General features: G+C 56.2%; 22 protein-coding genes and 1 pseudogene. 8 read left to right on the top strand and 15 right to left on the bottom strand.

Features of this window, described 5'->3' with window-relative positions:
* Window positions 1-52: 52 nt before the first annotated feature.
* The 5 genes from SCD_RS17015 to SCD_RS11785 form a co-directional block, all read right to left on the bottom strand.
* Window positions 53-499 carry a pilin gene (locus SCD_RS17015; protein WP_009205393.1) on the bottom strand — a complete coding sequence of 149 codons (447 nt, stop codon included), beginning with the start codon at window positions 497-499 and terminating at the stop codon, window positions 53-55.
* 107 nt (window positions 500-606) lie between these two features.
* Window positions 607-831 carry a hypothetical protein gene (locus tag SCD_RS11800; protein ID WP_009205392.1) on the bottom strand — a complete coding sequence of 75 codons (225 nt, stop codon included), beginning with the start codon at window positions 829-831 and terminating at the stop codon, window positions 607-609.
* A 66-nt stretch (window positions 832-897) separates the two neighbouring features.
* Window positions 898-1,677, bottom strand: coding sequence for an FHA domain-containing protein (locus SCD_RS11795; protein ID WP_009205391.1), 780 nt, complete (start codon window positions 1,675-1,677; stop codon window positions 898-900).
* 21 nt (window positions 1,678-1,698) lie between these two features.
* Window positions 1,699-2,517 carry a Stp1/IreP family PP2C-type Ser/Thr phosphatase gene (locus SCD_RS11790; RefSeq protein WP_009205390.1) on the bottom strand — a complete coding sequence of 273 codons (819 nt, stop codon included), beginning with the start codon at window positions 2,515-2,517 and terminating at the stop codon, window positions 1,699-1,701.
* Window positions 2,517-2,765, bottom strand: coding sequence for a hypothetical protein (locus SCD_RS11785; RefSeq protein ID WP_009205389.1), 249 nt, complete (start codon window positions 2,763-2,765; stop codon window positions 2,517-2,519). Before SCD_RS11785 ends, SCD_RS11790 begins: the two co-directional genes overlap by 1 nt.
* A gap of 100 nt (window positions 2,766-2,865) precedes the next feature.
* Between SCD_RS11785 and sixA the strand changes: the two genes are divergently transcribed.
* The 4 genes from sixA to pap are packed head-to-tail and all read left to right on the top strand — an operon-like array spanning window position 2,866 to window position 6,954.
* Window positions 2,866-3,318, top strand: a complete 453-nt coding sequence (gene sixA / locus SCD_RS11780) for a phosphohistidine phosphatase SixA (protein WP_009205388.1) — start codon at window positions 2,866-2,868, stop codon at window positions 3,316-3,318.
* Window positions 3,315-3,938, top strand: coding sequence for a ParA family protein (locus SCD_RS11775; RefSeq protein ID WP_009205387.1), 624 nt, complete (start codon window positions 3,315-3,317; stop codon window positions 3,936-3,938). Before sixA ends, SCD_RS11775 begins: the two co-directional genes overlap by 4 nt.
* Window positions 3,935-5,470, top strand: coding sequence for a CYTH and CHAD domain-containing protein (locus SCD_RS11770; RefSeq protein ID WP_023506985.1), 1,536 nt, complete (start codon window positions 3,935-3,937; stop codon window positions 5,468-5,470). Before SCD_RS11775 ends, SCD_RS11770 begins: the two co-directional genes overlap by 4 nt.
* Window positions 5,425-6,954, top strand: coding sequence for a polyphosphate:AMP phosphotransferase (pap, locus tag SCD_RS11765; protein ID WP_009205385.1), 1,530 nt, complete (start codon window positions 5,425-5,427; stop codon window positions 6,952-6,954). Before SCD_RS11770 ends, pap begins: the two co-directional genes overlap by 46 nt.
* A gap of 87 nt (window positions 6,955-7,041) precedes the next feature.
* Here the strand turns inward: pap and SCD_RS11760 are convergent, their stop codons facing one another.
* Window positions 7,042-7,623, bottom strand: coding sequence for a phospholipase D family nuclease (locus SCD_RS11760; protein ID WP_009205384.1), 582 nt, complete (start codon window positions 7,621-7,623; stop codon window positions 7,042-7,044).
* A gap of 99 nt (window positions 7,624-7,722) precedes the next feature.
* Here SCD_RS11760 and msrA point away from each other — a divergent pair, with 99 nt between their 5' ends.
* From msrA to SCD_RS11745, 3 genes are all read left to right on the top strand, one after another.
* Window positions 7,723-8,253 (top strand): peptide-methionine (S)-S-oxide reductase MsrA, encoded by a 531-nt coding sequence (gene msrA / locus SCD_RS11755; protein WP_009205383.1) that lies wholly within the window; start codon window positions 7,723-7,725, stop codon window positions 8,251-8,253.
* 15 nt (window positions 8,254-8,268) lie between these two features.
* The gene (locus tag SCD_RS11750) at window positions 8,269-8,697 is read left to right on the top strand and encodes a DUF3293 domain-containing protein (RefSeq protein ID WP_009205382.1); all 429 of its coding nucleotides are present in this window, start codon (window positions 8,269-8,271) and stop codon (window positions 8,695-8,697) included.
* A gap of 143 nt (window positions 8,698-8,840) precedes the next feature.
* Entirely contained in the window at window positions 8,841-9,581 is a 741-nt protein-coding gene (locus tag SCD_RS11745) for a sulfotransferase family protein (RefSeq protein ID WP_009205381.1), read from the top strand.
* Between the two features lie 102 nt (window positions 9,582-9,683).
* Here the strand turns inward: SCD_RS11745 and SCD_RS11740 are convergent, their stop codons facing one another.
* The 6 genes and pseudogenes from SCD_RS11740 to SCD_RS11715 form a co-directional block, all read right to left on the bottom strand.
* Complete coding sequence (locus tag SCD_RS11740; RefSeq protein ID WP_009205380.1) at window positions 9,684-10,748, bottom strand: hypothetical protein; 1,065 nt, start codon at window positions 10,746-10,748, stop codon at window positions 9,684-9,686.
* Between the two features lie 67 nt (window positions 10,749-10,815).
* The gene (locus SCD_RS11735; RefSeq protein ID WP_009205379.1) at window positions 10,816-11,097 is read right to left on the bottom strand and encodes a helix-turn-helix domain-containing protein; all 282 of its coding nucleotides are present in this window, start codon (window positions 11,095-11,097) and stop codon (window positions 10,816-10,818) included.
* Window positions 11,094-11,432, bottom strand: a complete 339-nt coding sequence (locus tag SCD_RS11730; protein WP_009205378.1) for a type II toxin-antitoxin system RelE/ParE family toxin — start codon at window positions 11,430-11,432, stop codon at window positions 11,094-11,096. Before SCD_RS11730 ends, SCD_RS11735 begins: the two co-directional genes overlap by 4 nt.
* A gap of 239 nt (window positions 11,433-11,671) precedes the next feature.
* Window positions 11,672-13,844: pseudogene (gene katG, locus SCD_RS11725) on the bottom strand (catalase/peroxidase HPI).
* 122 nt (window positions 13,845-13,966) lie between these two features.
* The gene (locus tag SCD_RS11720; protein ID WP_009205375.1) at window positions 13,967-15,910 is read right to left on the bottom strand and encodes a hypothetical protein; all 1,944 of its coding nucleotides are present in this window, start codon (window positions 15,908-15,910) and stop codon (window positions 13,967-13,969) included.
* Between the two features lie 6 nt (window positions 15,911-15,916).
* A complete protein-coding gene (locus tag SCD_RS11715; RefSeq protein WP_009205374.1) occupies window positions 15,917-17,584 on the bottom strand; it encodes a thiamine pyrophosphate-binding protein in 1,668 nt (555 codons plus the stop codon).
* 268 nt (window positions 17,585-17,852) lie between these two features.
* On the opposite strand from SCD_RS11715, the gene SCD_RS11710 reads away from it, so the two are divergent.
* Window positions 17,853-18,365 carry a M48 family metallopeptidase gene (locus SCD_RS11710; RefSeq protein ID WP_009205373.1) on the top strand — a complete coding sequence of 171 codons (513 nt, stop codon included), beginning with the start codon at window positions 17,853-17,855 and terminating at the stop codon, window positions 18,363-18,365.
* 91 nt (window positions 18,366-18,456) lie between these two features.
* Here the strand turns inward: SCD_RS11710 and SCD_RS11705 are convergent, their stop codons facing one another.
* From SCD_RS11705 to SCD_RS11695, 3 genes are all read right to left on the bottom strand, one after another.
* The gene (locus tag SCD_RS11705; protein ID WP_009205372.1) at window positions 18,457-19,266 is read right to left on the bottom strand and encodes a ferritin-like domain-containing protein; all 810 of its coding nucleotides are present in this window, start codon (window positions 19,264-19,266) and stop codon (window positions 18,457-18,459) included.
* Between the two features lie 31 nt (window positions 19,267-19,297).
* Entirely contained in the window at window positions 19,298-20,203 is a 906-nt protein-coding gene (locus tag SCD_RS11700) for a recombination-associated protein RdgC (protein ID WP_009205371.1), read from the bottom strand.
* Window positions 20,204-20,265: 62 nt separating this feature from the next.
* Window positions 20,266-20,925, bottom strand: a complete 660-nt coding sequence (locus tag SCD_RS11695; protein ID WP_009205370.1) for a hypothetical protein — start codon at window positions 20,923-20,925, stop codon at window positions 20,266-20,268.
* Window positions 20,926-20,940 lie beyond the last annotated feature (15 nt).

Below are 20,940 nucleotides of genomic sequence, written 5' to 3'. Positions count from 1 at the left end.
CAAAGAAAAAGCCCCTTGGGGTTGCCAAGGGGCTTTTCATCAACTCAGCCGATTAGAAGTCTTTGCAGGAGCTCGGCAGGTACTTTGCGGGCATGGTGCCCTTGCCGCACTGCCACGCAACCGAGCCGGTACCTACGGTTCCCGTTCCGCGCAGAATCATGGTGGTATTTGACGCGCCGCCCAAGTCGGTGAGGGTCTTGGTAAGTACGGTAATGTCACCGACTGTCGGACTGGTTCCCGTGTACGTTACTGAAGCAACATATTTAGAATCTTGCGTTTGCACACCCATGGAAGCTTGCGATAGTGCCATCGTTCCTTTTTGGGAGAATGTTTCAGAAACCGCAGTACGGCCGGAAGATGCTGCCAGCACAGCCTCGGAAACCTTGGCGCGGATCATGTAGTCCTGGTAGGCCGGCAGTGCCACTGCAGCCAGAATGCCGATAATCGCGATAACGATCATCAGTTCGATCAGGGTAAAACCTTGTTGTACTTTATTCATGTCGAGCTCCTTGTGGAATGATCAAATTGCCAACACATGGAAGTGTCTGTTATCTAACAGAGCAATCTGCGTGCCAGTTTGAGTGATAGGGTCTTGAGCCCTTGGTTTTATGGCCAAACGTGTATGTTTCGGCAGAAAGTCTGGATTTCTGTTGCAGAATTGCGGCGGGCATTCGGCACAAAGTGACGTTTTTCGTCACTTTGCGCATGAAACCGAAGCTCTGGGATATTCGTCACATCCACTTCGTCGATTTGCCCTACATCGATAATCTGCTTGGCAAACTCCGGATAAACATTATTCACTGAAATAAAAAAGGCATTATTTAACTTCATTGGGCGATGATTATTTGATTTTCAGGGGTTTTGGGATGGTGTGTTTTTTCGGGGCTGCCTCCAGCATCACTTCAGGTAAAACTCCATTTTTACTCCGGCCAGTTCGATTACATCATGATCTTCCAATTGGCGCGGGTGAGCGTCGAGATCCTGGCCGTTCACTGTCGGATAGTGATCGCCCTGAACATGGGTGAGGAAATAGCCGTGGGGGCGTCGGGTGATGACCGCGACTTGAACGCCGGGCTTGCCCAGCGAGGTCAGAGTCTTGGTCAGCGCCAGTTCTTTGCTCGCGTTCGGGCCATTTAGAATCTGGACAACGCCATGGGATTCCACTGCTTCTGCGGGAGGCAAGTCGGACTCGGCGGCGGTTTTGGCGAGCCGTGCTGTTTCGGCGCGCCGTGCCTCTTCGGGCATGATCAGGGGAATGGTGTGAGCCATCATGTCACTGGTCGGTTTTTCGCCAGACAGCATGGTCGGAATTTGATTCGGGTGCAAGATCGGGGGTTTTTCAAATCCTTGCGCCCCTGTTTCGTGGGCTTCTATCTTGCTGCCGAGCTCCTGAACGTTGACATACTTCAGACGGTACTTGCCGATCTCAATCTCATCTCCGTGGTGCAATGTGTGTTTCGTGATCGGTTGCTCGTTTACCAGAGTGCCATTGGTGCTGCCCAGATCTTCAACGAAAAATTCATTGTTGACCGTGGTGATGGCAGCGTGTTCGCCGCTGATCGCCAGGTTGTCGATAGGGATGTCGTTGTGCGGATTGCGCCCAATGGTGATCCGCTCCTTGTCGATCTCGAATTCACTGAGCAACAGGCCGTCCAAGGTAATAATCAGCTTCGCCATGAGTTTTCCTCGTTTCTAAATTTATTTCTTGAGCCACGCAGAAAGCCAGGCAAAAAAGCCGCGTCTGGCTGGAAAATGACGCAATACCCGTACCAGAATAACCGAAACATTGTCCCGTCCGCCATTATCGTTGGCCATCTGAACCAGTTGTTGCGCGGCCAGTTTGATGTTGGTGCCGAGCACGCTCAGGGTCAGTAGAATTTTCTCGTCGTCGACCATGTCGTTGAGCCCGTCGGAGCACAACAGGTAGATGTCACCGGGCAGGGCTTCGTGCTCCTGGACTTCCACATTTACCGTGGGGTCGACGCCGAGTGCGCGCGTCACCAGATTCTTGTTGCTGGACAGGAGCGCCTCTTCCCGGCTGAGCATGCCGCTGTCGATCTGCTCCTGCAGCAGGGAATGGTCGCGTGTGATCTGTTCGAGCTGTGCGTGCTCAATTCCCTTTTGTCTATAGCGATACAGTCTCGAATCGCCGACATGGGCGACGATGATACGATTGTCGTGGAATAGTGCGCATACCAGTGTGGTGCCCATTCCCGAGAGCTGTGGCTGGCTTTGTGCCGTCTGGTAGATCGCGCCGTTGGTTTTCTCGATTTCGCTTTTGACCAGCAGGCACTGATCCTGTTCCGGCAGTCTGGCATGCAGTGCTTTTTTCAGGCCATCTGCCAGCAGCGTCACGGCAATCCCGCTGGCCACTTCACCGGCATTGTAGCCGCCCATGCCATCGGCCAGGATAGCGAAGCCAGCTTCATTGTCCGTGATGATGCTGTCTTCGTTTTGCGAGCGGACCTTGCCGGCGTCGGTCAGGTTGACGATTTCGAGGGCCAGGCGTAGATCCATTATTTCTCCTTGGCCGCGAAGGCAGCGCATGCCCGGATGGCACGTGCCAAGTCAGCCCCGGTTTGGAAGCGTAGTTCCGGCTGCTTCTGCAAAAAAGCCAGTCCCAGCGTGCGGTTGGATGTCTGTACCCCCAGGTCGTAAGCTTTGCGTTCCAGGCTTTGCAGCAGATCGGATCGGGCAGCGAAAAGAAAAGCGGGGGCAATCAGAAGACCCGGAAACCGGTCTGCTTTCCAGAAGGGTTGTTTCATCGAACTGCCTAGTTATTATCGATTGTTACCGTATGCGATCAATGAATTATTCCATGATTCTAATAAAACTGATAGCCTGTATAAATACAATGGAGTGAGCATGGATTTGATTCTGTGGCGGCATGCCGAGGCCGAGGATGGATTCCCCGACCAGGGGCGCAAGCTGACCGAAAAGGGCGAGAAGCAGGCTTTGAGGATGGCTGCGTGGTTGAAAGCGCACCTGCCTGAGGGGGCGCGCATTATTGTCAGCCCGACTACACGTACCCAGCAGACTGCTGCGGCGCTGACGCGGGATGGAATCGTCGTCAAGGAGGTGGGGCCAGGCGCATCCGTGGCCTCCCTGTTAGGCGCTGCCGGTTGGCCGGATGCCAAGGGAGCCGTGGTCGTGGTGGGCCATCAGCCGACGCTGGGGCAGGTGGCCGCCTATCTGCTCAGCAATACGCAGGAAAGCTGGAGCGTGAAAAAGGGTAGTGTGTGGTGGTTCACTAACCGCGCTCGCCTGGACGAGACTCAAACCATCCTGAAGGCGGTGATGTCGCCTGAATTTCTATGAAAACAATCCTGATCGCCAATCCCAAGGGCGGCAGCGGTAAAACCACGCTGGCAACAAATCTCGCCGGCTATCTGGCCAGCAAGGGTGGCCGCGTGCTCCTGGTCGATCTCGACCGCCAGCGTTCCGCCAGCGACTGGCTGGGACGCCGGCCGGAATTTCTGCCCACCATACGTGGCTGGAACAGTCAGCTCGACAAGAAATCCATGGGCGAAGCCAAGCCGGACTGGCTGGTGGTGGACTCCCCCGCAGGTATGCACGGCGACAAGCTGACCAATGCGCTCAAGCGCGCCGGGCAAGTGATTGTGCCGGTGCAGCCGTCCGCGTTCGATATGGAAGCAACGCGAAATTTTCTCGAAGAACTACGTGCGCAGAAATCGGTGCGCAAGGAAAAGATCGAAGTGGCGATGATCGGCATGCGCGTGGATGCGCGCACTCGTGCAGCGGCTGATCTCTCCTCGTTCCTCGATGAAGTCGGTTTTCCGGTACTCACCCTGCTGCGCGATGCGCAAATCTACGTCCAGGCTGCCGGCGAGGGTTTGAGCCTGTTCGATATGGCGCCATCGCGGATCGTCAGGGAGATGGAGCAGTGGCAGCCGCTGCTGGATTGGCTCGACGCGTGAGCAATACCGAAGTTGAACTCAAACTCCTGATCGACTCCTCCGATATTCCCAGGTTGCAGCGCCACTCCTTGCTCAAGGCACTATGCCCGTCCGGGCCGAAGACACGCAAGCTCACCAGTATCTACTTCGATACCGATGATTTTTTCCTGAAGAACCGGGGCATCGCGCTGCGCGTGCGCCGCAGCGGCCGGCAGTGGATCCAGACCGTCAAGGGCGGCGGCAGCGTGCAGGCCGGGCTGCACCAGCGCGACGAATGGGAGGCGCCGGTAGCTCACAGTACGCCAGACTTTACCAAGATCATCGATCCCGGTCTGATCCGGCTATTTGCCAGTGACGGTCTGCGCCAGCGCCTGCATTCCGTATTCGTGACCGAGTTCAGTCGCACTATCTGGCTGCTGGAAACAGAAGCTGGCGATCAGGTCGAGATGGCGCTGGATCAGGGTGAAATCCGTTCCGACCAGGGCAGTGTGCCGATCTGTGAAGTGGAATTGGAACTGAAGGTCGGTAACCCGGCAGTGCTTTACGAACTGGCGCTGGCACTGCAGGAAGCGGTGCCGCTGCATCCCGAGAACGCCAGCAAGGCCGACCGCGGATACGCTCTGTGCGCACCGCAGGAAGTGGCGCTGCCGGTCAGGGCGGCGGCGCCTGAAGTGAGGCGGGAAATGACCGTGAACGAGGCGTTTCACGCCATTGCCTGGAATTGCATCGACCAGTTGCAGGGCAACCGGAATCGGCTGCTTCAGGGTTACGATCCCGAGCTTATCCACCAGATGCGGGTGGCGGTGAGACGCTTGCGCAGCGCGCTCGGCCTGTTTGCCGCAGCTGCTCCCGGCATACAGGATGCAGTGTTGACCGAGGCGCTGCGCTGGCTGGTCGGTGAACTCGGCCCGGCGCGGGACTGGGACGTGTTTCTCGGCGAAATGTTACCGCCAGTGGTTATGGCCTTGCCCGAGGAAGAAGGCCTGGTCTGGTTACAGCGGCAGGCTGAAAATATTTGCCGTGAAAAACGCGAGCAGGCTTGCGTGGCGGCGGCTGGGCAACGCTATAACGAAATCATGTTGAGGCTGGGTGCCTGGCTGTGGCGCGCGCCTTGGCGCACCTCGGAGGTCGCCACAGACCTGGATATGCCGGTGTCTGTTTTTGCTGCGAAAATGCTGGATCGGCGTTATCGTCAAGTGTGCCGACGTGGTCGCCATCTCATGGCGCTGACGGTGGCGCAGCGCCACGAGCTGAGGATTGCCGCGAAGAAGTTGCGCTACGCTGCGGAGTTCTTTTCCGGTCTTTATCCGGGCAAGACGACGAAGCGCTATATACAGGCATTGTCGCGCCTGCAAGATGAGTTCGGGGCGCTCAACGACCAGGCTGTGGCCGGGACTTTGCTGGCGCAGATCGGCACGGGGAGTCGATTGCGCGATCGCGCCAGCGGCGTGATAATCGGCTGGTACGCATGTAAAACTCACCTCCAGCTTGCCGATATGGCACAGGAATGGAAGCGTTTCAGGCATTGCAGGACTTTCTGGAAAAAGGGGTAATCATGTTCGAGTCAGCTGAATTAGGCCACAAAATCGATAAAGCCACCTACGACAAGGAAGTGCCGGTACTGCGCGAGGCACTGCTTGAAGCTCAGCTCGATCTGGCGAAGACGGCAAATTTCCAGGTCGTGATTCTGATCGGCGGGGTGGATGGCGCCGGTCGGGGGGAGACCGTAAACCTGATCAACGAGTGGATGGACCCGCGCCATATCCAGAGCCATGGCATGGGTATTCCCTCGGACGAGGAATTGGAGCGCCCGATCATGTGGCGCTTCTGGCGCGCTCTGCCGCCCAAGGGCAAGATCGGCATTTTTCTCGGCTCGTGGTACACCTGGGACATTCTCAACCGGGTGTTCAACAGAATCAAGAATGCCGAACTCGACCAAAGCATGGATCGCAATGTGCGCTTCGAAAAGATGCTCAACGACGAGGGTGCGTTGGTCATCAAGTTCTGGCTGCATTTGTCCAAGGACAAGCAGGAAAAGCGCCTCAAGGCCATGGAGAAAAATCCCAAGACACGCTGGCGCGTGACCGAGCGCGACTGGATACACTTCAAGATGTACGACAAGTTTCGCAAGGTGGCGGAACGGGTCATGCGCCAGACCAGCACGGCCGAAGCGCCATGGATGATCGTCGAAGGCGAGGATGAGCGCTACCGCAGCCTGACGGTGGGGAAAGTCATCCTGGAAGCGATCCGCAAGCGCCTCGACGCAGCCGAGTTGCCACCCCATGAAGTTCATGCGCCGCCGCTGCTGCCCTCGATCGACAAGCTGCATATTCTGAAAACCCTCGACCTCAACCAGAAGCTGACGAAGAAGAAATACGATCTGGATCTGGAAAAATACCAGGGCAAGCTGAACCTGCTGACGCGCAATCCGAAATTCAAGGAGATGACCGTCATCGCGGTGTTCGAGGGCAACGATGCGGCCGGCAAGGGCGGCAGCATCCGCCGCGTAACCAGTGCGCTGGACGCACGTTACTACCAGGTAATCCCGATCGCCGCGCCGACCGAGGAGGAGCGCGCACAGCCCTACCTGTGGCGATTCTGGCGCCATATTCCGCGCAAGGGCCGGGTCACGATTTTCGACCGTTCCTGGTACGGACGTGTGCTGGTTGAGCGGGTCGAAGGCTACTGTTCCAATGTCGACTGGATGCGTGCCTACAGCGAGATCAACGATTTCGAGGAGCAGTTGGTGCGGAACAACACCGTAGTGCTGAAGTTCTGGCTGTCGATCAGCAAGGAAGAGCAGCTCAGGCGCTTCGAAGAGCGCCAGAAGACCGGCTTCAAGCGCTTCAAGATTACCGACGAGGACTGGCGCAATCGCGAGAAATGGGAGGAGTACGAGACTGCGGTATGCGACATGGTGGACCGCACCAGCTCGGAAATGTCGCCATGGGTCCTGGTTGAGGCCAACGACAAGAATTTCGCCCGCATCAAGATTTTGAAGACCCTGTGCGAAAAAATCGAGGTGGCGTTGAAGTAAGGGCTTGAACCGCAGTCATGCAGGTTGGGTTACGGCGCAAAAAGACGCGCCTAACCCAACCTGCATTTTCAATCCATCTACGCACATTTACTTTACCAGCGGTTGCGAATGCTCGCGATGACGCAGCCAGTTCTCAAGGTAGGCGGCTGTCAGTTCCCGGTTGCCGCGGAAGATCAGCAGATTCTCCGCATTCTTGAACTGCGCGGCATGGGTGAAGTTGAAGCTGCCGGTGATTACCACCGGGTTGGCGCTGCCGGCATCGATCACCATCACCTTGTTGTGGGCGCTGTCGTGCAGACTGTCGACGAATACCGGTACCCCGCCGGCCGCAACCGTCGGCACCTTGCTGCGCTCCATTCTTCTTATCTGATCCGCGTCCGTGACGACGCGGACATCCACACCGCGCTGCTTGGCACTGATCAGTGCCTCGGAGATTTCCCGGCTGGTGAAGCTGAATGTTTGCACCAGCACCTGCCTCTGCGCATGTTCGATGGCTTGTACGATCTGACCGGTGGCGTCGTCCTCCGGGGTGAACAGTACCTGCACCGTGCCGCTGACAGCGGCGGCGTGACTTCTGATGTCTTGCGCCTGCTCGAAGGCGGGAGCCGAAGTGGTGAAAAGGAGCGCCAGGGACAAGAGCGGCAAAATACGCAGGGAGCTTTTTTTCATCGGGATTTTCCTTGGCTGTTGGGTGCGGTTCCCGGGTGGAGCCGAACACCCGAAGATCGGCTATTATGCATGATACGGAATAACAGCGAAGGATGAGTGATGAGTCAAAACAGGGAAACCGCCACCCTCGCGGGTGGGTGCTTCTGGTGCCTGGAGGCGGTGTTCGAACTGCTTGATGGCGTGGAGAAGGTCGAGTCGGGTTATACCGCCGGAAGCACCGTCAATCCCAGCTACGAAGAGATTTGCAGCGGCACCACCGGCCATGCCGAGGCGGTGCGGATCGCCTTCGACCCGGCAGTGATTTCCTGCCGGGATTTGCTGGAAGTTTTTTTCACGATTCACGATCCCACGACCCTGAACCGCCAAGGAAACGATGCGGGCACCCAGTACCGCTCCGCCATATTCACCCACAGCCCGGAACAGAAGGCGATAGCGGAAGAAGTGGTCGCCGGGATTCCGTCCGCCGTGACTGAAATTGTGCCCGCCGGAATTTTTTACGTGGCTGAAGACTATCACCAGGAGTATTTCAGAGGCCACGGCAATCAACCCTATTGCCGATCCGTGGTTGCTCCCAAGGTGGCAAAACTGAAGGAGAAATTCAAGGCCAGGCTGAAGAGCGGGTCGGCCTAGCCGGCGGGAGATCGATTGTTTTCTGAATCGGCTATCCCCGCCGCAACCATCAAGGCCTACCTTGCGACTGACTACAAGGTGATGGCTGCAGAGTCATTTGTCCTGAATATTGGCCGTGCCAGCCCCGAACTTGCGCTAAGATTCAATCTTGACCGGACAGACAGCGCTGCCTACATCACCGCATGGAATCCCTTCGGTGAACTGACATCAGATTCGGACAATCATGCCGCCCAGCAAGAACTGCTTGCCGAGATCAAGGCCCTGGGTTTGCCTTATCTGGATGGGGAGGGCAGGGATCCATCAGGGCGATGGCCCGGGGAACCGAGTTTTCTGGTCTTCGGTATTTCGCTGGAGGCTGCCAAAAAGCTGGCTAGACAATTCCGCCAGAACGGGTTCGTTTACGCAGGCAGCGATGCAACGCCACGGCTGATCCTGCTGCGATAGTCAGGCCGGGTTGCAGATGACGAAGCGGTGCTTGCCGGAGTTGAACTCCAAAGAACCCCCTCGATGCTGTCGATGTAGATTGCGCTGCTCTCCGAATGCTAGACTCGTAGCAAGTGTTTAAGTGAACCGACCTATCTGATTGTATGAATGCTTCGTCTGACCCCCTCTCCAGAATTTTCCTGCTGAGCCATATGCGCGCCTTTACCAGTCTGGCAGGGCATATCCTCGGTTCGCACCCGCAGATCAATGGCTACTATGAAATGCATATCAGCTATGAGGACGCATCCGCGCTGGACAAGCAGCTTGATGTGTTCCTGGAAGGTGATGTGTTCAAGGAGAACAGCCGTTATCTTTTCGACAAGCTGCTGCACAACGACTATCTGTTGAAGCCCGGGCAGCTTGGTCTGGCGAATATGAAGATACTGATCTCCCTGCTGGAGCCGGAACACACGATCAAAAGTATCGTCCATCTGTTTGCACAAAAGGAAATCGAGGATCTTTATGCCTCGCCCGTTGAGGCGGCGAACTACTATATCGCGCGCGTCCAGGCACTCGCCGACTTTAGCCGCACGGCCAATCAGCCCTATTACTATTTCGATGCCGAGCTGTTTCAACGCGCGCCGGAGAAATTGCTTCCCCGGCTATCGGACTGGCTGGAGTTGGACTCGCCGTTAAGCGAGCGGTATCAAATTTTAAGCCAGACTGGGCAGGCCAGAAAAGGCGACTCGTCCAAGCGCATGCATAGCGGAGTAATTGACAGGACACCGGTCGATTACGCCCATATCGCCATTCCGGAGGACGTGCTGCATACGGCGCGGGAGGTTTGCCGGGAATGCCGCCGACAGATTATCGGGAATGCAGTGGATTCGGCCTGCTTGGATTAGAGCAGGTTATCCTGAGTGATGGTGGGTAGGTTTGGTAAGGGAGGGGGTTGGTGCGAATGAGGGGCTGTTTTGCATCTTATTTAGACCCCGGATCTGCATGCCCTATAGAAGTGAAAGACCCCTAGTGTATTCAAAGAATATGTCGCGGCATGCCAAGTCATTCCGCAATTCGACCTGCATGGGGCTGCAGTGTCCAAGAGTGGCGAGCTCAAGGCGGATTTCATCGCAATCGCTCTTGGATATGCCCTTTGCTGTGGCTAAAAAGCGCTGCGCAAGCTTCTCGGTTGACATGTTTTCCTGTGGGCTAATGAGCTGCAGGTTTAGCCTATGAAATGCAAACCCGAGGAACAATACCCTGCTTGATGTACCAACAGCGTGTTTTATTTGAACGATCTCAGAAGAATCTGGATCTGTTCCTTCGGTAAATGTCTTTATTCCTTTTGCAATCGCCAACAGCCGATCCGGATTGAGCTCTGTACCATACGGAACGGCATCCGATTGTGCCTGCCAAGGCAGAGGGCCCACCGTTCCGTATGGATGGTAAATTTCGATCTTTTTAACTAGAGCCGCTGCCTTCTCCTTACTGATTCCGTAGTAATTCTGAAGCGACAGATACAAATAGTGCTCTATGCAGCGATCATAGTTAAAGACAATCAAAGTGATGCTTGAGAGTCGCTTTTCCAGCTCGGATTCCTTGCAGTTTTCTGTAAGAATCCTAACGAATGGATTTAACCAGCACGCCTCCGTTTTAGAAAAGTTTAAATTCTCTTTTCCGTCCTGCGGATTTAAATACAGAATACTGCTTCGCTCCGCCTCCAATATACTTCTGGTGATTGCGAGTTTCCCGCAGAGTTCTATTAGTTTGTCACCTTGGTGCGTATCAATAAAGTTGTCTATTGAAATAGCCTGCGGCATCGCGTCCCTAATGCGCCATGCGGCATGCAGATGTGGATTGATGTCTTGTCTTGAATCTCCTGATAGAAGCGCCTCAGCCTTGAGGGCATCACATATCTGGTAGTCACCACTCTTTTGCCGATAGCCGTCCGGGAATTGAATATCTAGCAGCGAGGCAATCTTTGCCTTCAATTCCGCGCCCGTAGGAAGGCCTAGCTCCCTGCTCGCCCCGGCGCCCACCACTAAAGTGATTTTTTTGTTCTCCAAGCTCATAGAAATCCGGGGCCAGGTCAAGCTATGCAGCAACAAATGTATGCCATTCGGGACGGGCTCTCATTATTCAAGCGGCTTCAAGTATGCGCATTTCGATGTGCAATCCAGCTGCTACCACCATATTGACCAAGGCATCCAAACCGAAAAGGCCAATCTTTCCGCGCATCAGGTCTGATACACGCGGTTGCGTGATGCCGAACAGTTTGGCTGCTTCAGACTGGTTCAGGCCTGTGCGGGTAAGATGCTCCTTAAGGGCAATCATTAAAGCAGAACGCAGCTTCATGTTCTCGGCTTCCTCTGGTGTGTCTTCGATTGCATCCCACACACTGGCGAATTGTTTATTGCTCATTTGCCTGACTCCTTAATTAAATCGCGGTATCTGCTCTCGGCTAAATCCAAGTCTGTTTTACTGGTTTTCTGAGTCTTTTTCTGGAAACAGTGAATCACATAGATTGCATTGGTGAACTTTGCCACGTAGACGATTCGAAATGCTCCGGCTGCGTCACAAATTCGGATTTCCCGCACCCCTTGTCCAATCGTCGGTATCGGCTTCCAGTCGTCAGCTTCCAGACCGTGCTGCACCCGGTCAAGTTGGTGGCCAGCTTCACGTCTCGCTGATACTGGAAATGCGCGCAGATCATCAAGCGCGCTACCGCAGAACTCGACGGGTTTTAATTTGCTCATGAACGAATTATACAAAATATTGTATATTTTGCAAGTCAATTTCGACAGTCAACTTCGAACCAAGGCGTCTAGCTATGGCTATCCCAGCCAAGTAGGGTGGGCAAGGTTTTATCTGCCCACGCGTTTGAATCTGCGTGAGCACAAGGACGTGCCCACCCTACTCGACTCAACCTGATTCGGGATAACCCACGCCAAGCCGAGGCTGCGCGATTTAGGATTTTAAGACCTGTTTTCCAAGATCACGCAAGGTCGAAGCGATCCAGGTTCATCACCTTGTTCCAGGCCGCCACAAAGTCACGCACGAACGCTGGCTGCGAGTCGCTGCACGCGTAGGCTTCCGCGATGGCTCGGAGTTGGGAGTTAGAACCGAAGATCAGATCGACGCGGGTGCCGGTCCATTTGACTTCGCCAGTCTTGCGGTCGCGCCCTTCGAATACGTCCTCGGCGTCAGAAACGGGCTTCCAGGTCGTGCCCATGTCGAGCAGGTTGACAAAAAAAGTCGTTCGTGAGCGCCCCCGGCTGCTTGGTGAAGACCCCGTGCCTTGACTGACCGACATTCGCGTTCAACGCGCGCATGCCGCCGACCAGCACCGTCATCTCGGGCGCGGAGAGCGTCAGCAATTGCGCCTTGTCGAGCAGCAGTTCCTCGGCCGAGACGGAGTACTTGCCCTTCTGGTAGTTGCGGAAGCCATCGGCGATCGGTTCGAGCACGGCGAAGGAGTCCACATCGGTCTGTTCCTGCGAGGCGTCCATGCGGCCCTGCGTGAAAGGTATCGCCACTGCATGGCCAGCTTTCTTTGCAGCCTCTTCGACACCGGCACAACCTGCCAGTACGATCAAGTCGGCTAGCGAGACTTTCTTGCCGCCAGCATTGAACTCACGCTGGATACCTTCGAGCTTTCCAAGCACGTTGGCCAGTTGCTTCGGCTGATTGGCTTCCCAGTTCTTCTGCGGTGCGAGACGAATGCGCGCGCCGTTGGCGCCGCCACGCTTGTCGGAGCCGCGGAACATCGACGCCGAGGCCCAGGCGGTCGAGACCAGCTCCGAAACACTCAGCCCGGACGCCAGTACTTTAGCCTTGAGGGCTGCGACGTCCTGGTCGTTGATCAGGGGGTGATCGACGGCGGGGATGGGGTCTTGCCAGATCAGCTCTTCCGCAGGCACTTCGGGGCCAAGATAGCGCGAACGGGGGCCCATGTCACGGTGGGTCAGCTTGAACCAGGCTCGGGCGTATGCGTCGGCAAACGCTTCCGGGTTCTTGTGGAAGCGACGTGCAATCGGCTCATAGATAGGATCCATGCGCATCGCCATGTCCGCGGCGGTCATGATAATCTGGACCCGCTTCGAGGCGTCGTCGGCGGCTGGCGCCTGGTTGCTGTCGGTCTCCCGCTTGGGCGTCCACTGCCAGGCGCCCGCCGGGCTTTTCTCCACAACCCACTCGTTGCCGAACAGCATGTCGAGATAGCTCATGTCCCACTTCGTCGGCGTCGGCGTCCATGAACCTTCCAGACCGCTGCTGATCGTGTCACCCCCCTTACCGGTGCCAAAGCTGCTCTTCCAGCCCAGGCCCATCTGCTCGATGGGCGCGGCTTCAGGCTCCGGCCCCACGTGCGTGGCCGGACCGGCACCGTGGCATTTGCCGAAGGTGTGCCCGCCACAGGTGAGCGCCACCGTCTCTTCGTCATTCATGGCCATGCGTGCAAAGGTTTCGCGCACGTCGCGGCCGGACGCGACCGGATCTGGATTGCCGCCCGGGCCTTCCGGGTTGACGTAGATCAGGCCCATCTGCACGGCAGCGAGCGGATTCTCGAGATCATGTTCACCGGAATAGCGCGCCTTGTCGTCCAGCCACTTTTCTTCATGGCCCCAGTAGACGTCGATCTCCGGTGCCCAGATGTCCTCGCGTCCACCGCCGAAACCGAAGGTCTTGAAGCCCATCGATTCCATGGCCACGTTGCCCGTGAGAATGATCAGGTCAGCCCAGGAAATTTTCTTGCCGTATTTCTGCTTGATCGGCCACAGCAGCCGGCGGGCCTTGTCTAGGTTGACGTTATCGGGCCAGCTATTAAGCGGGGCGAAACGCTGGTTGCCGTGGCCTGCGCCGCCACGACCGTCGCCGGTGCGGTAGGTGCCCGCGCTATGCCACGCCATGCGGACGAAAAAAGGGCCATAGTGGCCGTAATCCGCCGGCCACCACTCCTGCGAGTCGGTCATCAGGGCAGTCAGGTCTTTTTTCACGGCCGCGAGGTCGAGGGTCTTGAATTCCTCGGCGTAGTTGAAATCCTCGCCCATCGGGCTGGACTCGGGGTTATGCTGGTGCAGGATTTCGAGGCTTAGCCGGTTTGGCCACCAATCGTGGTTCGACGTACCGCTCCCGGTTTTATGTACAAACGGGCATTTGCTGTCGGACATGGTATTCTCCTCTAGTTAATTGAATGCACAATTCAGTGTAGATTCTTGGAATCAATTAATCTAATTGGTTTTAGCAATGTGACCGATAGTGCATTGCTATCTGAGCCCGGTTAGACAACTCCTTAGAACAGCCTATCCCAGGCATCCTGCTCCGCTCGGTAATTTATCAATGCCTCGACGATCTGCCTTTTGCGTTGTGCGCGATGCTCGGCTGACTGGATCTGGCGCCAAGCCAGGGCGTGCTCGCCAAAATTGCGGTCGATATTATCGATGAAGGCCTGGACTTGCCGCAGCGCAATAGCCAACTCGGGCGAGCGCAACCACCAATGCCCGGCGTTGAACACGAGGTCATGCAATTGCTTGTTTTTGCCGACGATGGCTTCATGCTTTTGTTGGTACAGCGCCAGCAGTTCGGCCTCTTTCCGGGCGATGACTGTCTCAATTACATCCTGGGCAAAGGGCTGGTTCACGTCTGCCTGCTTGACTAGCTCTTCGGTAGAAAACAGCATGAGGTCGCCGAAGAACTGGCGTTCGAATTCGTTGGAGAGATCGACGCTTTGTTGTGCTCCATCCAGTTCCACGCCGGGTCGGAAATCGTCGTCCAATCCCGCCTCGGTGGTGCGCCGGTGCAGATTGGGCATGTTGAAAGAGGCGAAGTGTTCCTTGATTTCGGCAGCGATCAGCCGCCCGGCCGTGGGGCCCGACATACGCAGCCGCAGGTGACCAAAAGGGATGATGTATTTCAGCCCCGAGTAGTTGACGATGTAATTGCCGGGGTAAATCGTTCGCGCGGGAGAGAGCTCGGCAAAGCCGCTGCCGTAGGAAAACCAGGTCTTGCGGAAGAGATGTTCACCAAAGAAGAAGGCGTTGAGCCGTCGTGCAAAATCCATCAGGCACGCGCCATGGCCATGCTCGCCTTCGAGCCGGCAGGGGTAGGAAAATGTTGCCGGCCGGTTTTCGAAACCGAACAGCCCGGCCATGTCGTGATAGGCGGCATCGCCGGCAAGTGGCCCCTGTGCGCCATGAAACTGGCAGGCCTGATCGCCGGTCAAGGTGGCCAGCCGGGTAAAGAAGGCCGTCACGTCGTCGAGGAAATTGCCGGCCATCACGGATGGCGAGACGGGTGGGTCGCCCACCATCTTGCCGGTGAGCATCAGTGTGTCGCTGGTGCGAAAGATCTTGTCGATGGCGTGAAAATAATTCAGCGCAGCCACCATCTCTTCGCCGGATTCGGTCTGCCGGTTCACGCAAAAATGCTGGTCGCTATCGACCAGATAATACAGTGTTCTGTTTTTATCTTCCGTCAGCTGCAGAAACTTCAGGTAACTCAGGTTGCGATTGGCGGCCTGTCCCTTGAGATAAAATTTTTCTTTGGGTTGGGTGGTGAGCAGATTGCCTAATTGCTCACGCTGGCGCTGGGGCAGTGATTGCAGCAATTCATACTGCTCCGCCAGTCCGAAGTAAAAGACCTGCAAGCCTTTTTGCCGGTATTCCTCCACCAGGTCGATATGCCGGCAGATGTTGTTTTCATCGCGGCTGTCCTCGGCGACGATGATCCTGATCTTATCCCACGCGCCGGACGCATTCCCGCCATAGTTGAACAGCGTGCAGACCTGGTAAATGCTTTCCAGGCAGGCACGCAGGTGGGGCGGCCGATCCGCCACCGGGATGCTGAGGATGAAGTGATGGCGATCATCTGTTGGGCGTTGCTGGATCAGGGCCTCCTGCTCGCGGAACAGGGCCTGATAACAAGCCAGCAGCGGTGCAAAGTCCGGCTCGGTGGACCACATCGCCTTTTCCAGCAAGGGGTAACACTGCTCATACAGGTCGATGAGCGTATCGAGAGATTTTGCCCCCTCTCCCTTGATGGGAGAGGGTTGGGGTGAGGGTGGTTCGGTGCAGGATTCACCCCTCTCCCTAGCCCTCTCCCACAAGGGGAGAGGGGATCCACTAGCTGAGCATTTCAGCAGGCCTTGCAGTTGCTTGCCGAGATCAGCCATGCCGGGAATGACGGATGGGTAGCGCGAGATGCATTCCACCAGATGCGTCGTCACGAAATCGGTCATGCGGAACTAGCGTCTTGAGGAATAATTCGGATACGCATCCTGATCGATCATGATCTCGATGAGATTGATGCCATGATAAAAATCGATTGCCTCCAACTTGGTCAGGTCCTGCTCGCTGTCCACCCGGCAATGCTTGATGCCGAAGGACTGTGCCAGCAATGCGAAGTCCGGGTTGGTGAAATCGCAGTCAATGAAGCGATCCTGGTAGAGATGGTGCTGGTTCTTGCGGATCAATCCCATGGTGTTGTTGTTGAACAGGATGATGTTCAACGGGATGTCGTAATTCACCGCCGTCATGATCTCCATCGCGCACATCTGGAACCCGCCGTCGCCGATCATGGCGAACAGGGGTTGGTCGACTTCGAAGCTGGTGCCAATGGCCGCCGGGATGGCGTGGCCCAGTGAGGAGACGCCGGTGTTGGGGTAGAAACGGTCCTTGGCGGACACACGGTAGAAGTTCTGAGCAAAAACGATGTTGTCGTCGAACATGACCAGGCCGTCCGGAAACCGATGTTCCAGCCAGCTATAAAAGGCGCGCACGTGGTCGAACTGCCGGTTGAAAATCGTCTTGCCGGCAGCATCCGCCTGGGCTTGTGTGGCTGCGATAAAAGTGGCGATATCCACAGGACCTTTCTCCGCCACCTTTTGCGCCTGAATGGCTGTATCCAGCGTTTGCAGATAGGTGCCAAGGTCGGCATGCACCACCAGGTCGGCGCGGAAGACCTTTTCCAGTTGCTGGTCGCTGTTATCCACCTGGATGAGCGTCTTGCCCGCCAACAGATGCTTGTCCCAGACATAGCTGGTTCTTTCATTGAAGCCCGCCCCCAGCACCAGCACCAGGTCGGCTTCCTGTTCCAGATAGCGCATGGCGTAACCGCCGGAGGTGACGCCAAGGCTGCCCAGCGACAGCGCGGAGCGTTCGTCGATCGCGCCTTTAGCCTTGAGGCTGCTGGTTACCGGAATATTGAGACGCTCGCTGATGCGGCGTAAGTGTTCCTGCGCACCCGAACGGATGCAGCCATAGCCTGCGATGATCAGTGGGCGCTTAGCTTCGCGGATCAACTCCACGCTCTTGTCGATGTACTGCTCGGCGAGCAGGCATCCGCCGGTCATGCGTGTGAAGGAAACCTGATCGAGGACGGATGCATCCACCATTTCTTTCTGTACGTTATAGGGGATGCTCAACACCACGGGGCCGGGTGTCGTGGAAAGCAGATGTTTGGTCGCCTGATTCAGTACAGTGGGCAGGTAATCCGTACGTTCGATCAGTTTGTGGTAGCGCGTGATGCCGGAAAATAGCGCGACCTGGTCAATGCTGCCGCCTTCGCCGGAACTCTCCTGCAGGCCACCCTTGCCAAAAATATGGGTCGATGTTTCGCCGGTGATGACCAGAATAGGCTGCTTGTCGGCGTAGGCATTGGCGATCCCCGTGACCAGATTGGTCGCCCCAGGCCCTGCAGTGGTAATGCAGGCAGCAATCTTCCCTGAAGCTCTGGCATAGCCCCCGGCCATGAACGCCGCTCCCTGTTCATGCTTGACCAATACGCTCTTGATTTTCGAGTCATACAAGCTGTCATAAACCGGCAAGATATGTGCGCCCGGTATCCCGAAGATTACTTCTATCCCCAGGCGCTCCAAATATCTTACGATTAATTCACTGACCGTTATTTTCATGTCGTCTCGTCGTGGTCGCAACCCACTGTTATCGGAACTTTAATCGAGGCAATGTTTGCATTGATCTGCATCGGGACAGGCATTTTAACCGAACCCTCCCAAAATAATAAAATAGAGGGGTTTCTCCTGCCTGTTATTTCGATTGTTCATCAAGCAGCACTGGGTTGCCATGGTTATACTATCAGGGCGATGATTTGAGCGAAATTAGACCTAAGTGTAAAGCAAATTTTCGATGTTATTTCTTTCTTTATGTACCGCATAAAAACCGATGCCTACCCTGAAATACCTCACCGGCTACCCCGAGGATGTCAAAGTCCAGGTTCGGCAGCTTATACAGCAGGGCCGCCTGGGCGACATCCTGCAGAAAAAATACCGCGCCGCGCACGATATCCGCACCGACAAAGCGCTGTATGACTATGTATTCACTCTGAAGAACCGTTTCCTGCGCAACGCTGCACCCATCAACAAAGTCGCTTTCGACCGCCGGATTCAGGTCATTCAGCACGCGCTTGGGCTGCACACCGCCATTTCCCGCGTGCAGGGCAGCAAGCTCAAGGCCAATCGTGAAATACGCATTGCCTCTTTATTCAGGGAAGTGCCGCTGGAGTTTCTCAGGATGATCGTCGTGCATGAACTTGCGCACCTGAAGGAAAAAGAGCACGACAAGGCCTTCTATCAGCTCTGTATCCACATGGAGCCGGAATATCATCAGATTGAATTTGATCTGCGGCTGTACCTGACGCACATCGATCTGTGCGGCAAGCTGTCTTGGCCGTCGTGACATGCTGGCGTTGTATTGGTTACTGACCCGACAATCATGGCGCGATGATAAAACTTGCCATGACTGTTTCATCTCTCCCGATTCGCCAGTTTTATTTTAATGCCGCCAATTCAATCTCACTGAAGCCTGCTGCCCGCCTTGCTTCAAGATTGAACGGACCGCGCATGACCGGCGCATGGTACTCGGCTGCCAGGCGGGCGTAGGTGTTTACCGGCTCCAGTCCACGCTGCTCACACAGCCATCCATACCAGCGGTTGCCGATGCCGACGTGACCGATTTCATCGCGCAGGATGATGTCGAGGATAGCGGCGGCAGCCATGTCACCCGCCTGCGCCAGCTTTGCCCGCACCGGCGGGGCGGCATCCAGACCGCGCGCCTCCATGGTTCGAGGCACCAGAGCGATTCGGGCCAGGATGTCGTCCTGGGTTTTTGCCGCCATCTCCCACAGGCTGTTATGCGCCGGAAAATCACCATAGGCGTAGCCCATGCCGCGCAAGTGGTCGGCAAGCAAGGAGAAATGCAGTGCTTCCTCCTGCGCGACCTGCAGCCAATCCGCGTAATATTCGCGCGGCATGTCGGGGTAGCGCCAGAGTGCATCCAGCGCCAGGTTGATGGCCGTGAATTCGATGTGCACCAAGGCATGGATCAATGTGGCGCGACCCTCCAGGGTGTTCATCGAACGGTGCTTGACCAGGCGTGGCGATACCAGTTCGGGCTTGAGCGGCTGGCCGGGTATGGGAGGTTGTGCTGACAAGGTGGCATGCGCGTCCAGCATGACATCACCAGACTGCCATGCTTGCGCCAGGAGGCGTACTCCTTCGGCTTTGCTGGCGGGGTCCGGCTCTGACAGCCAGAATAGCGCCGCCTGGCGTAGTTCTTTGGGTTCAGAGTTGTCAATCATGCGTAAAGGTCAGGACAAGACACAAACAGGGTTACGCCTGCTGAAGGTTCTCGCCGCCCAGCGCCTCGACCAGATCGGCCAGTAAGCGGGCCAGTTCGCCGGTCATGAGGGTAAAGTCGATATCGAATAACTCTTCGGTGGTTTCAGCTTCGGATTCGGCTTCTTCCTTGAGTATGTCCAGAAAGGCGAGGCGCTTGATCTGGAGCTGTTCGGTGAGGACGAAGGAGATTTTGTCGTTCCAGGTCATTCCCAGCCGGGTGGCGCTCTTGCCGGCAGCAATGTGCGCACGGATTTCATCTCCCTCCAGGTCATGGCGGACATAGCGAACCGTGGCCTTGCCCTCGTCGATGGAGCGGAGCTCCAGTTCGCGATCGATGGTAAACCCGGGCGGCGCATCACCGGCGGCGAGCCAGCCAGTCATGGCTGCGACGGGCGAGAGTCTGGTATGCAGCAGCTTGAGCGGCAGGTCGTCCAGAGTTTTGCCGAGCAGTTCCAGAACTTCATCCGCCTTGGCCGGGGAGGCCGCGTCCACAACCAGCCAGCCGTTGACCGGATCGATCCAGACGAAGGTCGTGCGTCGATGTGCGAATGCACGAGGGAGGAGCTCGTCGGTGATACGTTCCTTGATCTCCTTGATCTCCTTGCGCCCGACGCGGTGGCCCTGCTGCGCTTCGAGTTCGGCGATGCGATCCTTGGCAAACTGGTTGATGATGGCGGCGGGCAGCAGTTTCTGCTCTACGCCCATGGCGATCAACAGCTGCCGGTTCAATGCGTGGACGAAAGGCCCATTACCTTGAGGGGAAACCCAGCCACGGCTTTGCTTGTCCAATCCGCCGCAGGGCTGCAGTGGTTGGCGGGAGAGCTTTTCCTCCAGCGTGGCGGCGCTTATGGCCAAATCGGCAGGAAGGCGATAAAGGAAGATGTTTTTAAACCACATGGCAGGGTGCTCGAAAAAAGGGGGCGATTATACAGCCCAAAAGTAAATAAACGGATGTGCAATTAACTTGCTATGGCGTAATCGGTTTCATCATAAACCTGCGTGAGCTGCACGCCGGCGTCTCTGATGGCCTGAAGCTGGTTCTCCAGTGCGGTTCGTATCGGCTCGTAATCCGCTTGCGGTGGCGGGTAGCCTTGCCATCCTTCCGGCGTGTGAGTGTCCAGGTTGTAATCGGCGTAAGGAGCGACCTTGTCTTCGATGTCTTCTGTCACGATAGTCAGCCGATAACCGCTGAAAGTGGCGGTTTCTCCCGTTTCGTGAGGGACGACGCTGCCTGCGAAATCGATAAATTGGTTGTCCATTTCCTGAATGTAACCCGGCAATGAGGCAAGCAAATCCACAATTTGCAGATGCGTCAATTTCGCCACATGGGAGCTGGTCGCATGCAGGTAATCTTCGTAATTCATGTCCCATCGCGCAACGGGAACCTGCCGTTCATTTTCAACCTGCCCGGAAAACAGACCGCGAATATTCGCCATGTCGGTAATATTCACGCAGAACATTTCAGGGGTCAGCCCTTTCAGGTCGAATCGGGCTAGCTCGGCGGAAGGCAAAACCTCAATATAGGTTGCCCAGCCAGAGCCTTTGCGCACCAGCCCATGCTTGACTTGGTAATGTAGGATCAGGGTCTTGCCCTGTATAGTAATGAGTATTTTTTTCAAAACGATTTCTTCAAG

It is taken from the genome of Sulfuricella denitrificans skB26 (genome assembly GCF_000297055.2).
In the GTDB taxonomy this organism is placed as follows: Bacteria; Pseudomonadota; Gammaproteobacteria; order Burkholderiales; family Sulfuricellaceae; genus Sulfuricella; species Sulfuricella denitrificans.
The sequence above is the reverse complement of the archived record's forward strand: the minus strand, read 5'-3'. Positions and strand labels throughout refer to the sequence as shown.